The 12,734-nt window shown below is 57.7% G+C and carries 11 protein-coding genes; 2 read left to right on the top strand and 9 right to left on the bottom strand.

Annotated features, from left to right (window positions below; genetic code table 11):
- Positions 1 to 169 precede the first annotated feature (169 nt).
- Entirely contained in the window at positions 170 to 1,474 is a 1,305-nt protein-coding gene (locus K8I01_09435) for a 2-oxo acid dehydrogenase subunit E2 (protein ID MBZ0220638.1), read from the top strand.
- A 589-nt stretch (positions 1,475 to 2,063) separates the two neighbouring features.
- Here K8I01_09435 and K8I01_09430 read toward each other — a convergent pair.
- From K8I01_09430 to K8I01_09410, 5 genes are all read right to left on the bottom strand, one after another.
- Positions 2,064 to 2,678, bottom strand: coding sequence for a superoxide dismutase (locus K8I01_09430; protein MBZ0220637.1), 615 nt, complete (start codon positions 2,676 to 2,678; stop codon positions 2,064 to 2,066).
- A gap of 269 nt (positions 2,679 to 2,947) precedes the next feature.
- Positions 2,948 to 3,283, bottom strand: a complete 336-nt coding sequence (locus tag K8I01_09425; GenBank protein ID MBZ0220636.1) for a phage holin family protein — start codon at positions 3,281 to 3,283, stop codon at positions 2,948 to 2,950.
- Positions 3,276 to 4,064 carry an inositol monophosphatase gene (locus K8I01_09420; GenBank protein MBZ0220635.1) on the bottom strand — a complete coding sequence of 263 codons (789 nt, stop codon included), beginning with the start codon at positions 4,062 to 4,064 and terminating at the stop codon, positions 3,276 to 3,278. The genes K8I01_09425 and K8I01_09420 overlap by 8 nt, the downstream gene beginning before the upstream one ends.
- A gap of 52 nt (positions 4,065 to 4,116) precedes the next feature.
- Positions 4,117 to 4,881 (bottom strand): inositol monophosphatase, encoded by a 765-nt coding sequence (locus tag K8I01_09415; GenBank protein ID MBZ0220634.1) that lies wholly within the window; start codon positions 4,879 to 4,881, stop codon positions 4,117 to 4,119.
- Between the two features lie 138 nt (positions 4,882 to 5,019).
- Entirely contained in the window at positions 5,020 to 5,271 is a 252-nt protein-coding gene (locus K8I01_09410; protein ID MBZ0220633.1) for a zinc ribbon domain-containing protein, read from the bottom strand.
- A gap of 201 nt (positions 5,272 to 5,472) precedes the next feature.
- Between K8I01_09410 and K8I01_09405 the strand changes: the two genes are divergently transcribed.
- Positions 5,473 to 6,807 carry an MFS transporter gene (locus tag K8I01_09405; protein ID MBZ0220632.1) on the top strand — a complete coding sequence of 445 codons (1,335 nt, stop codon included), beginning with the start codon at positions 5,473 to 5,475 and terminating at the stop codon, positions 6,805 to 6,807.
- Here the strand turns inward: K8I01_09405 and K8I01_09400 are convergent.
- The 4 genes from K8I01_09400 to K8I01_09385 all read right to left on the bottom strand — a co-directional run.
- Positions 6,797 to 7,804, bottom strand: a complete 1,008-nt coding sequence (locus K8I01_09400; protein MBZ0220631.1) for a U32 family peptidase — start codon at positions 7,802 to 7,804, stop codon at positions 6,797 to 6,799. The genes K8I01_09405 and K8I01_09400 overlap by 11 nt on opposite strands.
- Positions 7,805 to 7,849: 45 nt before the next feature.
- A complete protein-coding gene (locus K8I01_09395; GenBank protein ID MBZ0220630.1) occupies positions 7,850 to 10,816 on the bottom strand; it encodes an EAL domain-containing protein in 2,967 nt (988 codons plus the stop codon).
- Between the two features lie 142 nt (positions 10,817 to 10,958).
- Positions 10,959 to 11,372 carry a single-stranded DNA-binding protein gene (locus K8I01_09390; protein ID MBZ0220629.1) on the bottom strand — a complete coding sequence of 138 codons (414 nt, stop codon included), beginning with the start codon at positions 11,370 to 11,372 and terminating at the stop codon, positions 10,959 to 10,961.
- A gap of 74 nt (positions 11,373 to 11,446) precedes the next feature.
- On the bottom strand, positions 11,447 to 12,734 hold a 1,288-nt coding region (locus tag K8I01_09385), incomplete at its 5' end, for a tetratricopeptide repeat protein (protein ID MBZ0220628.1).

Genomic DNA, 12,734 nt, shown 5'->3' with positions numbered 1-12,734 from the left:
GATCTCTTCGTTAGGGCGGAAGTAAAAATGCTCACATATTCTCTTATATACTGCGCTTTTTACTTCCACCCTGCCTCGACCTCGGGAAAAATCACTGATCAGAGGCACCCTATTTAGATGTACGAGGGTCGCGGCAAATCTTACTTAGCGCTTCTTTCAGGAGGGCTCGATGGAATTCGAATTCCGGCTCCCGGACCTCGGCGAGGGCATAACCGAGGGCGAGGTGGTGAAATGGCGCGTAAAGGAGGGCGACCGAGTAGAGGAGCACCAGGTCGTCGTCGAGGTGGAGACAGACAAGGCCATTGTCGAGGTCCCGTCCCCGAGGGGAGGAAAGGTAACCGGCATCAATAAGGGCGAGCGTGAGACGGTCAAGGTCGGCGAGACCCTGATGAAGATCGAGACAGAAGCCGCCGCCGAGGAAAAGGCCCCTGAAAAGAAAGCCGAGGAGGAGAAGAGGGCGAGGCCTCCGTCCGTATCGGTAGTCGGCGCGCTCCCTGAAAAGGAGGAGGTCACGGCGTCGCCAAAGGCGCGCTCTCTCGCCAAGAAGCTTGGAGTGGACCTCTCGACCGTAAGAGGCACAGGCCCGGGCGGCATGGTAACCGAGGCGGACGTAAAGGCGGCTTCCGAAGGAAGGCCCGCCCCTCCCAGGCCGCCGGAAAAGGAAGAGGCCGTAGAGAGGGCTTACGAGCCGAGGCTTGAAGAAAGGCCCAAGCCTCCCGAGGAAAAACGGCCCGAAGAAAGACCGCCCGCGCCCGGACAGGACAAATACGGGCCTGTCGAGCGGGTCCCCATAAGAGGCATAAGAAAGGCCATAGCCAAGAACCTCCTCGCGAGCCAGAAGACAGCCGCGTTCGTTACCGGCATGGATGACGCCGACGTTACCGAGCTATGGGCCCTCCGGAAAAGAGAAGCCAGGGTCGCGAAGGAAAGAGGGGTGCACCTCACCTTTCTTCCCTTCTTCATAAAGGCCGCGCAGCATGCCCTTGCAGCCTACCCGCGTGTAAACGCCTCGGTCGACGAGCAGTCGGGCGAGATAATCATTAAAAAATATTACAACATCGGCTTTGCCGTGGACACGCCCGAGGGGCTCATGGTCTCGGTAGTGAAGAATGTAGAGAAAAAGACCATACTCGATCTTGCCGCGGAACTGCAGGAGCTTTCCTTGAAGGCCAGGGAAAGGAAAATAACCCTGGAAGAGCTCAGGGGATCTACATTCACGATAAGTAATTACGGGAGCTTCGGCGGCACCTATGCGACACCGATAATGAACCACCCGGATGTGGCGATACTAGGCACGGGGAAGATAAGCGACAGGCCCTGGGTAGTGAACGGCTCAATTGCGATAAGGAAGGTGCTCCCGATTTCATTCACCTTCGACCACAGGGTCATAGACGGCGCGGACGCAGCCCGGTTCGTTAACAGGATAGTAGCCTATCTCGAAGACCCCGGGAGGATATTCATTGAGAGTTCGTGAGGGCGGGTGTGCCCATCCTCAATGAGAAAAAGAGGCATACTCTGACTTATAATTATGATTTTTCCGCGCTGCCGTGCGGTTTCGAGGATAAAGCTCGCTTGCTTGCCTCCTCCCGACCCGTGAACACACAAAAAGCGAGCAGAGACCCAGGAGCTTTTTCTGGGTCGAGCGAGCGGATGCAAATCCGAAAATCTTCCTCTTGTGTCGGAGATTCCCGGCGTAATGCCGGGAATCTTCAACGGCCCCCTGAAGTCGCGCTCCTGACTCCCCGGCCCGTTCACGCTCAACCTCCCTTATGCTACGCTCGCCTTACCCTCCGTGGTTTGTTTCAAGACGAAAAGAATCTCACTCGTTTCTGTTTTTGTATTTCAAACCACCCCGGGGCATAAGGCGGAGCGAACATAGGGATGGGGGAGGGCCGAGCCCGGATGATGGAGGCGTAACGAGAGCGGAGCCTTATGCCCAAAAAGAGCGCGGCAGCGCGCGCAAAAGCCTCTGCCTCTGCAATGACGTTTAATTATACTCTCAAACAAGAAAGCCCCGAGTTTTCAGTCGGGGCTTTTTCTGTTACGTTATTCCGAATGCGGCGTCAGCTCGCCGCCTCTTTCAGCACCTGGTCGAGGTCCACCCTGTCGAGCCGCTTCTGGCATGCGCTCCAGTTGATGTTCTTCATGAACGCGTCGATGTAGGGCGCCCTTTTTGCGCCGTAGTCCATGAAATAGGCGTGCTCGTAGACGTCCATTATGAGTATCGGAACCACGTTCATAGGGACCTTCTCGTTGTGCGCGTCCAGGCAGTAGTTGTGGAGCTTGCCGTCGTAGAGCGAGAGGGCCGTAACGACCCAGCCCCTGCACGACATGCCGCAGGCCTTGAACTCCTCGGACCACTTCTCGAACGAGCCCCATTCCTTCGCGATAAGGTCCGAGAGCTTCCCTGACGGCTTGCCGCCCTTGCCCATGAGGTTCTCGAAGTAGAGCTCGTGGAGGACGACGGCGTTGTAGGCGAAGGTCTCTTCTATCTTCAAGGCCCTCCAGTCCGAGAAGACCTGGTTTGCCGTTCCGAGGTCGGCCTTCTTCTGCTTATCCTCTATCTCGTTCAACTTATTGATGTAGCCGACGTAGAGTATGTCCCTGTGGTTCGATATCTGCGCTTCGGAGAGGCCCTCGGGCTTGAGGTCGAACTTCTTTGGCTGGTGCTGTGGCATCTGAACCTCCTTCCACTAACGATTATTTTAGGCAACCTCTAAAAATGATCTTTTCCCCGGACTCTGCGTCAGTCCGTGAACAAAAATGCTCACATATTGTTCATATATGCTCCGCTTTTTATTCCCGGCCTTCCTTGATTGCTGGAAAAATCTCCAATTTTTAGAGGATGCCTTTCGCGTTTTATCTCGAAAGCAGGCGGCTTGAAAGCGGCTTTCCATGGCGGAATTCATAGCTTAATTAAAACCAGTAATCCGGGATCTGTCAAGGTTCAGACGAACCTGTTGAGGACGATGCTTAGAAGGCTTATGACGAGCGCCCCGACCAGGGCCGGCAGGAACCCCGCGATTGCAAAGCCGCTTATGAGCCAGCCGACTGCCCAGAGTATAAGGCCGTTAAGCACAAGCGTGAAAAGACCAAGGGTGAGTATGTTTATGGGTAGAGTAAGGACTATGAGGACCGGCTTTATTATGAGGTTCATGACCCCGAGAAGGACAGCCGCCTTTATCGCAGGGCCGTAGCCCTCGACGTTTACTCCGGGGACCAGGTACGAGGCGAGGAATATCCCGGCCGTGAGTATAATGAGCCTGAGAATTATGTTAAGCATCCGGGTCGAGTCCCTTAAGCACCTTTATCATGTGCCCGTGTATTTTGCCGTTGGATGCAAGGCATTCCCTGCCGTAGATTGAAAAAGGGCCGCCGCCAAAGTCGGTCACCAGCCCTCCGGCCTCCTTAACCATGAGCGCGCCTGCCGCTACGTCCCAGGGCCGGAGTTTCATCTCCCAGTACCCGTCGAACCTGTTAGAGGCAGTGTAGCAGAGGTCCAGGGCAGCCGAGCCCGCCCTCCTTATGGCCTGGGCCTTGAGCGAAAAGGCCGAAAAATGGTCGAGGTTATTGTCGTCAGCGACACGGAGATCATAGGGGAAGCCGGTCGCAAGTAGGCTCCTGCCGAGCGAGTCCGCGGAAGAGACCCTTATCTCCTTGCCGTTAAGGAAGGCGCCCCGGCCCCTTTCAGCCGTGTATAGCTCGTCGAGCATGGGGTCGTATACGGCCCCGAATACGACCGCCCCTTCCTCCTCGAAGGCGATGGAGACGCAGAAGAAGGGGAAGCCGTGTGAATAGTTCGTAGTGCCGTCGAGCGGGTCTATTATCCATTTGAACGGCGAGTCCTTCACCACCTCCGGGCTCTCCTCGGTAAGGATGCCGTGGCCTGGAAAGGCCTTCCTTATCTCCCCCATTATGAGGTCCTCGGATGCGCGGTCGGCCTCAGTAACAAGGTCTATAGCGCCCTTGAACTCCACCTCGCCGTATTTCCCGAGCCGCTCCTTAAGTAGGCTTCCCGCCCGCTTCGCGGCCTGAACGGCTATTCCCCTGACCTCGTTTCGCATCTGAGTGTCCCTTTGCGTATACTGAATTTTATCCCGAAAATGTTTTTTCCGCTCAGGTGAGAATTCGAAGTATCTTTTCGTGCACGAGCCCGTTAGTCGCAAGGCACTTGCCGGAGCCGAGCGAAAAGGGGCCGCCATTCAAGTCGGTTATCATGCCCCCGGCCTCGTTCAGGATGAGCCAGCCTGCAGCGGCGTCCCACGAATGGAACCTCGGGTTCCAGTATCCTTCAAGCCTCCCGGCGGCTACGTAGCACAGCTCGAGTGCGGCTGAGCCCGCGCGTCTTAAGGCCTGCGCCTTTCTCGAAAGGGCGGCGAAGTCCCTGAATATCCCGCCATCTTTTGCGGCCAAGTCCCTCGGGAAATCGATCGCAAGGAGGCTTCTGCCGAGCTTTTCGGTCCGGGATACCTGAATGGCTTTTCCATTAAGCCGAGCCCCTTTCCCGGCCTCGGCCAAAAACAGCTCGTCCCGCAAAGGGTCGAGGACGACCCCAAGGACCACCTTCCCATTCTCCTCAAGCGCTATGGATACCGAGAAATGCGGGAATGAATGGGAGTAGTTTGTCGTGCCGTCGAGCGGGTCTATTATCCAGCGATACGGGATGCTACCCTTCTCTTCCGGGCTCTCCTCGGAGAGGATGCCGTGGTCCGGAAAGGCCGAGCGTATCTCTTCCTTTATGATGCGTTCGGAGAGGAAGTCGCTTTCCGTTACCACTCCCTCGACGCCCTTGGACTTGACCGACAAAGGCCTGCCGAAACCCTCCCTGACGGCGGCGCCAGCCCTCAAGGCCGCCCTTGTCGCGACCTCTTTAAAGTCCATGCGGCCTCCGGGGGCTTCCAGGTTGAAAGGACTGGAAAAAATTCGGCCCGGGCAAGACCCGGGCCACACGCTCGGAAAATTCGGAAAATCTGAAAAGCCTTTGAAAAGAGCGGGAAATCCCGATCAAAAAGCTCTTTCTCAGCAGGACGGGCAGGACGAGCAGTCGGGCTTCGGCGTGTCCGATTCTTTTTTGGACTCCTTTGACGTGCTCTTTGACGCGTAATCGGTCTTGTACCAGCCCGAGCCCTTCAGGTGGAAGGATGAAGAGGATATCTTTCTCTCCACTTTGCCCGAGCAGTGGATGCATTTCTTGAGGGGCTTTTCGGAAAACTTCTGCAGCGCCTCGAACTCCTTGCCGCAGTCCTTGCAGATATATTCATAGATCGGCATGAAACTCTACCTCCGGGCCAAATTTTTCCTACATATATTGTAGGTATGAGCGGCAGGAATGTCAATTTTAAAAAAGCCGGCCCGCTTCGCGTTCGAAAAAAAATCTGGCTAAGGTGCTGATTTTATGGCAGAATGGGTCCGTTTGGCGGATCCCCGTAACGCTGGTCGATTTCGCTCCTCCACCCCCGCCGCAACTTTTTCATGGACCCTGATTCGCTTAAAAAAGAAAAGAGCTTGCGATACTCCGTGAGGAACGGGATGTTCGCGAGCATGATGAACGGCTTTACGCTCGACTACCTGACGCCTTTTCTCCTACTGCTCGGCGGGACCATCAAGCACGTCGGGATATTGAGCGCCCTTCCGCACCTCTTCGCTTCCATCATCCAGCTTAAGGGCCCGGACATAACGGAGAAGCTCCGTTCCCGGAAGCTCGCCGTCGGCCTTTTCATACTTCTGCAGGCTTTGATGCTTCCATTGATGGTGGGGAGCTATTTCCTCGGCGAATGGAAGGTCGCGGCCTTCATAGCGACTGTTGCGCTCTTTACCGCGTTCGGCGCCATGGCAGTGCCGGCATGGGGGAGCCTCATGTCCGATCTGGTCGAGGAAGACAGGAGGGGCGCGTTCTTCGGATGGCTCCAGAGAATTCTCGCCATAGTCACGGTAATAGCCACCTTCGCCGCCGGTTTCGTCCTCCACAGGGCCGAGCGGTCGGACGCCTTCTGGGGCTTCGCCGTCATATTCGGGCTGGCCTTCGCCTTCAGGCTCGCCTCGTGGAAGTACCTCCGGAAGATGCACGAGCCGCGCCTTGTAAGGAAGGAAGAGGACTACTTCTCGCTCCTGGATTTCGTCTCGAGACTGCATAAGAGCAACTTCCTGAAATTCGTGGTCTTCGTCTCGGCGATGAAGTTCGCGGTCAATATCGCATCCCCGTTCTTCGCCGTACTGATGCTCAAGAACCTGGGGTTCGGCTACATGACTTTCACCGTGGTCACCCTTGCCGCGACGATGGCGACCATATTTTCCATAAGGCGCTGGGGCGTCCACGCGGACAGGGTGGGAAACCTCAAGGTGCTACGCTCGACATCCGTGCTCGTGGCCCTGATACCGCTTTTCTGGCTCGTGAACCAGAATCCCGTGTACCTCTTTTTCGTGCAGGTCTTCTCCGGGTTCGCGTGGGCCGGCTTCAACCTCTCGGCCTCGAACTTCATATACGACGCCGCGTCGCCCGGCAAGAGGGAGAGATGCATCGCGTATTATAACTTCTTCGGGGGCGCGGCGCTCGCCCTCGGCTCTCTTCTCGGCGGCTGGCTTGCATGGGTCCTGCCGACCGGCTTCCTGGAGTTCAGGACCATGAACCTCATCCTCATATCCGCCATACTCCGGCTGGCGGTCGCGTTCTTCCTGCCATCCAGGCTCAAGGAGGTGAGGGAGGTAGAGAAGATACGGACGCACGAGCTCCTCTTCAGCATGCTGAGGCCCGGGCCCGCATTGGCCCGTCTCGGGCGGTGGACAAGCAGGAAGGGGGCTACTTCGTGAGATACGAGCCCAGGGTCTCCCTCGTGCCCTCGAAGGTGGAGATGGTCTTCCTGGCCCACTCGGGCCTCACTTCATACCCTCTCTTGTCGGCGTAGCAGGCGTCCACCGCCTCGCGGAGCACTTTCGTCATCGCGGCGACATAGCTCTTCGTCCGCTGCCTGCCCTCGATCTTGAGGGCTGAAACGCCAGCGTCCATAAGGCCGGGCAGCACTTTGAGGACATTGAGGGATTCCGGTTCCTCAAAAGCGTACTCGTAGCTCCCGTCCGGCGTCACATACCTCCCCTTGCAGCAGGTGGGATACGGCGAGGATTCGTCTTTGCCGAGCCTGTTGAGAGTGACCCCGTTAAGCGCAATTGCCATGCCGCCGTCAGGGGAAGGGTTGAAGCGGACGAACCTGGAAGGGGAGCACGCCCCTTCCGTGTTGGTGGATGCGCCGGTAACGAAAGACGATAGATAGCACCTGCCTTCAATGTTTATGCAGAGGCCGCCCAGGGCGAAGACCTCGATCTCTGCATCCGTCCTCTCCTTCAGCCGCTTCATCTCCTCGATCGTGAGGACCCGGGGCAGTACGACCCGCTTTATGCCGAAGTGCTTCCTGTAAAAGTTTATGGACTCGTAATTGGATGAGCTGGCCTGCGTAGAGAGGTGGAGGACCGAGTCGGGGTGGCGCTCCCTGGCGTACTTGAGGACCCCGAGATTGGCTATTATCACGGCATCCGCGCCGAGCTCCACAGCCGCGTCAACGGCCTTGTACCATTTGTCATAAGAGTCGCCCTGCGGGAAGGTGTTTATGGCTATATAGAACTTCCGGCCCTTTGACCTGACGTATCCTATGCCGTCCGCCGTTTCTGCGGGCGTGAAGTTCAGCCCCTCGAAGTTCCGGGCGTTCGTCGAGTCGCTAAAGCCCAGGTATACCGCGTCGGCCCCGCTGTCGATAGCGGCCTTTAATGAGGCCAGGTTGCCCGCAGGGGACACTACCTCCGGTTTTCCTTTCATAAAAACCACCACGCTATTTTTTATAATCCGCAACAATATACAATTTCAGATATTCCCGGTCAAACCAGTTCTGAGGAGGGGCTCTATTTCAGAGGGCCGGCCAGGTTTGCCGAAATAATAGCCCTGGACGAAATCGCACCCGTATTCTTCAAGAAGCCTGAGCTGCGCCTCGGTTTCCACCCCCTCGGCTATTACCCCGAGCTCGAGGCTCGCGGCCATTGCGATTATGCCCCTTGCCATGGTCATGCTCCCGGCATCCGAGGCGAGGTCCTGTATGAACGACCGGTCTATCTTGAGTATGTCAACGGGGAGCCTGTTTAGATAGCTTAAAGAGGAATAACCGGTCCCGAAGTCGTCTATGTAGATGCGGACCCCTATTGACCTGAGCCTGTCGAGGATGCGGCTGAAACGTGAGATGTCGTCCATGAGCCCGCTCTCGGTCACTTCGAGGGCAAAGCGCAGGCCTTCGGCCGAGTTGCCGCTTTTCGTAATCTCTTCCAGGCGCTCCGGGAAGCCCGGGTCCTTAAGCTGGCACACGGATACGTTTACGCCCATCTCCAGCTCTATTCCGAGCTCCTTCCACGACCGGGCCTGCCCGAGCGCGGTCTGCACGACCCAGTCGCCTATGGGGATTATCAGGCCGGTGTCTTCTGCAACGGGGATGAACTTATCCGGCGGCACGGGCCCAAGCTTCTTGCTCTTCCATCTTATGAGGGCCTCGGCGCCCGCTGGCTTACGGCCGGCAATGGCCATTATGGGCTGGTATACGAGCTCGAGCTCGCCGCGGGAGAGCGCGTGACGGAGTTCATTTTCTATGGTCCGCCTTTCCTGCGCCCTCCTGTTTATTTCCGGGGAATAATAGGATGCGGTCTTGTCCGGCGCCGAATCGGCCCGGGAATGGACCGCCAGGGCGGAGTTCCTCATGAGCTCGGCCGCGGTGCCGCCGTCGTCAGGGTATACTGAAACGCCCACCGCCGCATTGAGGACGATTTCTTCTCCCCCGACCGGCACCATATGCGGCAGTCCTTCTACTATCCTCTCGAGGACCGTTACGATATCGTCCCTGTTGGCCGCGTCTGCCAAAACCAGGCCGAAGTTGTCGTTCCCCAGCCTCGAGACGGTATCTCCGTCCCTGGTCGAGCGCGAGAGGTATCCGGCTATGTGCTTAAGGAGCTCGTCCCCGGCCCTGTGGCCGAGGGTGTCGTTCACCTTCCTGAATCCGGCTATATCCAGCGTTACAACGCCGACGCTCCTGCCGTAGTACCTTGCCCTTTGCACGGCGTGGCCCAGCCTGTCCTCGAATACCCACCTGTTGGAGAGGCCGGTAAGCGTATCGTACCTCGACAGGAAATCCAGCCGCTCTTCCTTTTCTATGTTCTGAAGACCAAGCGAAGTGTCGGCCGCTAGCTCAAGGAGGAGCGCTATCTCCTCGCTGTCGTTAAAGAAGCCTGGCTCTGCTGAATAGAGGCAAAGCGCCCCTTTCGCCTCCCCCCCTGTCCGGAGCGGGAAAGCCGCGATTGACCTGTAGCCATACCTTTTGGCAAGCTCTTTCCAGGGCGCGAGGGCCGTCTCTTTCTCGAAGTCGGTACCGATCATATGGCGGTCATTAACGACTGCCATGAGCGAGAAGGGCATGGGTTTGCCCGGCGAAGGGTCGAGGAAAGGCACGAGCGCGTCTATGTACTCCTTGTCACGCCCTGCATGGGCGGCCGGATAGAGCCGCCCGTTTTCGTCCTTAAGCGCTACCCAGGCGAGGGCAAAGCCGCCGTGCTCGACTGCTATGCGGCAGGCCTCATTAAGGAGATGGTCCCTGTCGCGGGCACGGATGATGGTGCCGTTTATGGCGCTCAGGACCGAGTATATCCTGTTAAGGCGGGCTATCCTTTCAAGGTGTAGCTGTGCTTCTTCCTCGCGCCTCTCCAGCGCCTCCGCCATTGAATTGAAGCTCCTGGCCAGAGAGTCTATTTCGTCGTTGCCGCCGTGGACGTCGGCCCTGGTGTCGAGAGCCCCCTCGCCGATCTTTCTTGTCGCCCCCACCAGGCCCCTTATGCGGTTCAGGACTAGCCTGTCACCCCAGAAGACCGCCATGAGGAGGGCGGCGATAATGACGGCCCCGGACGTCAATATGTTCCGAATAAGCGCCCTGTCCGCCTCTGCGTAGGCGGTCGCGACCGGTATGCCGTATGCTACGAAGATCCTGCTGTCCCTTCCGAGCCCGATCTCGTTGAATGCGTATATGCGTTTAATCCCGTCGAGGCCGCTTATGACCGCATGGTCTTCGGGCGAGCGGCTATTGAGCAGTTCTGCGAGCTCGGTCCCCTCGATGCTCTTCCCGGTCCACTCGCTCCCTTCCGGGAACCTGGCGAGGACTGTCCCTGTCCCGTCCACTGCCGTTATCACGCTTCCGGGGGCCGGGCCGTCCGCCAGCAGGGCGTCCCATATCCATGTTATGGGGAGCGCGGCGAAGAGGACCCCGGAAAGGGAGCCGTCCCTGCCGAAGACCGGGTATGAGAAGTTAAGGCCCGGCACCGAGGTTATCCTGCCGACCTGGTAGTCTCCTATCGAGAAATCAAGGTCCCTTATCGCCCGCTGGAAATAGGGCCGGTCGCCTAAGTACAGGGCGGAATCGAACGGAAGCGCGCTCGCCAGGAGCATGCCATCGGTGCCGATGAGGCCGATATTCGCGTAGACCTTCTGGTACTCCATGGTGTTCCTGAGTACCAGGGCCAGGTCTTCCCCGCTTACCGCGCCAACGGACTGGGAAAGCACCGAAAGAAGAAGCCTCGTGTCCTGTATGAGCTTTACCTGCTCTTTCGATGCCTGCCGCACCACGGAAAGGACGGACTGCCTGGCCTCTTCGGAATCATTCCGGCGCTGTTCTATGTTGGTATAAACGATAAGGGCGAAAAGCGGGAGAGAGGCCAGCAGCACGAGACTTACGAGCCGGCCCCGCAATGTAGAGAAGGCGACTGAAAGGCGCAGCCGATTTTCAGGATTTTTTTTCAGAAGCATCCTCCCCCATTCCCGGTATGAGCGGAAACTACCCCTCGGAGCTGTCCTTCCTGAAATATCCTTTATCTGGAGAGAATTGTCAAAAGCTGACTGGTTTTCCATGCCGGAAGGCGCGCTCCCGGCATGGACGGAGCAGAAAAACTCAGAACGGCACGTCGTCTATGTCGCTTGGCGGGATGTCGTCGGCCGAGACGTCGGAGGCGGAAGCGCCGGCGCCGGATTCACCCCTTGACCCTAGCATCTGCATGGTGTTGGCGAGGATCTCGGTCGTGTACTTCTTGTTGCCGTCCTTGTCCTCCCAGCTCCTTGTCTGTATCTTCCCCTCTATATAGACCTGTTTGCCCTTGGAGAGGTATTCGCCGCATATCTCGGCGAGCTTGCCGAACGCCACCACCCTGTGCCATTCGGTCTTGGTCTCCTTCTGTCCGTCTCTGTTGGCCCTGGTCTCGCTCGTGGCCAGCCTGAAGTTGGCCACTGCCATTCCGCCGGGGGTATAGCGCATCTCCGGGTCGGCGCCCAGGTTGCCGACCAGGATGACCTTGTTAACGCCTGCCATGTGGACGTTCTCCTTTCAGGTTGCCTTCGATGTGCGGTCTATTATAACCACCGGCATGGCCGGTTTGCAAGCCATTATTCCCCGTGGCCCGCGCCCAATGCCTCGAGCTCCTTGAGATACCCGTAGGCCGAGGGATCCCCGAGCTCGTGCGCCTTTTTCATGCTGAGGTACGAGTTCCTCCTGTCGCCAAGGTGCATGTAGGTCTTGCCGAGGTCTATGTGCGTCGAAGTGTCGGCCGGGTCGAGCTCAACGGCTTTCAGGAAATCCCGGATAGCGTCCCCGTACCGGCCCGCGATGGCATGGGCCGTGCCGCGCGCCCTGTATGCGGCCTTGTTCCGTGGGTCTGCGTCAAGGACGCGGGTGAGGTCGGAGACCCCCTCCTCGGACCTTCCTGCGCTTACAAGGGCGCTCCCGCGCTTCAGATAAGCATCCGCCGATACGGGGCCGAGCGCTATCGCCCTGTCAAGGTTCTCGATGGCAAGGTCGAATTTGCCGAGGCTTATATACGCGTTGGCCCGGTTCATGAACCCGCCGGCTGTGGCAGGTGTTATCCTGCTAAGGTCCTCCATGGCGAGGTCGAGCCTCCCGATCCCGAGATAGGAATTCCCGCGGTTCACATATCCCTGGTCGTAATCGGGAAAGATGCTCACCTGACGGGTCCAGAGCGAGATGGAATCCTTCCAGAAGGTTTGCTGTCTGAATGTGATAGATGCGAGCAGTCCTGAAATTACGGCCAGGGCGGCAAGCATGGGAAGAAACATCTTTCTTCTTTTCATTACGACCCAGCCGGCCCCCGCCGAAATGAGCACGGCCAGGCTTATTCCGGGGAGGTAGGTGTACCTGTCAGCAGCGGCCTGCTTTCCGACTTGCAGCAATCCGATTACCGGCAGAAGCGTAATTACGAAGTAGGCGCAGGCCGAAATATAAGCATTGCTCCATTTCCGCAGGTAAAAGACGAGGACGGCCACGGCTGAAAGCGTCAGGACGTACAGGGCGAACAGGAGGTTGAGGCCGGAAGCGAAGTCGAGTGGATAGAGAGGCGCAAGGTTAACGGGCACAAGAGTTTTGTAAATGTAGAAAAGATATCCTCTTGCAGCGATATGCAGCCGCCCTTCAAATGGGAGCGCCTCTGCAGGGGCCAGTGCCCCTGTTTGCGACAAGACCGTAATGAGTCCTATGCCAAGGCTCAGGCCGAGGAAAGGCAGCTTTTCCAGTAGCGGCTTTTTCCAGCCGTCCTTTTTTATTCTGTCGAGCGGATAGTAATCGAGTATGAGGAGCACCAGCGGCATGGTTATGGTCATGGGCTTGCTCAAGAGCGACAAGACAAAAAAGACGAGGGCCAGAAGATAAGATGAGGCTTTT

This window comes from Deltaproteobacteria bacterium (assembly GCA_019912665.1).
In the GTDB taxonomy this organism is placed as follows: domain Bacteria; phylum Desulfobacterota; class GWC2-55-46; order GWC2-55-46; family GWC2-55-46; genus UBA5799.
The sequence above is the reverse complement of the archived record's forward strand: the minus strand, read 5'-3'. Positions and strand labels throughout refer to the sequence as shown.

Excerpts from the sequence above, each read along its gene's own strand:
- K8I01_09435 (MBZ0220638.1), top strand. The coding sequence starts at position 170 with ATGGAATTCGAATTCCGGCTCCCGGACCTCGGCGAGGGCATAACCGAG.
- K8I01_09430 (MBZ0220637.1), bottom strand. The coding sequence starts at position 2,678 with ATGCCACAGCACCAGCCAAAGAAGTTCGACCTCAAGCCCGAGGGCCTC.
- K8I01_09425 (MBZ0220636.1), bottom strand. The coding sequence starts at position 3,283 with ATGCTTAACATAATTCTCAGGCTCATTATACTCACGGCCGGGATATTC.
- K8I01_09420 (MBZ0220635.1), bottom strand. The coding sequence starts at position 4,064 with ATGCGAAACGAGGTCAGGGGAATAGCCGTTCAGGCCGCGAAGCGGGCG.
- K8I01_09415 (MBZ0220634.1), bottom strand. The coding sequence starts at position 4,881 with ATGGACTTTAAAGAGGTCGCGACAAGGGCGGCCTTGAGGGCTGGCGCC.
- K8I01_09410 (MBZ0220633.1), bottom strand. The coding sequence starts at position 5,271 with ATGCCGATCTATGAATATATCTGCAAGGACTGCGGCAAGGAGTTCGAG.
- K8I01_09405 (MBZ0220632.1), top strand. The coding sequence starts at position 5,473 with ATGGACCCTGATTCGCTTAAAAAAGAAAAGAGCTTGCGATACTCCGTG.
- K8I01_09400 (MBZ0220631.1), bottom strand. The coding sequence starts at position 7,804 with ATGAAAGGAAAACCGGAGGTAGTGTCCCCTGCGGGCAACCTGGCCTCA.
- K8I01_09395 (MBZ0220630.1), bottom strand. The coding sequence starts at position 10,816 with ATGCTTCTGAAAAAAAATCCTGAAAATCGGCTGCGCCTTTCAGTCGCC.
- K8I01_09390 (MBZ0220629.1), bottom strand. The coding sequence starts at position 11,372 with ATGGCAGGCGTTAACAAGGTCATCCTGGTCGGCAACCTGGGCGCCGAC.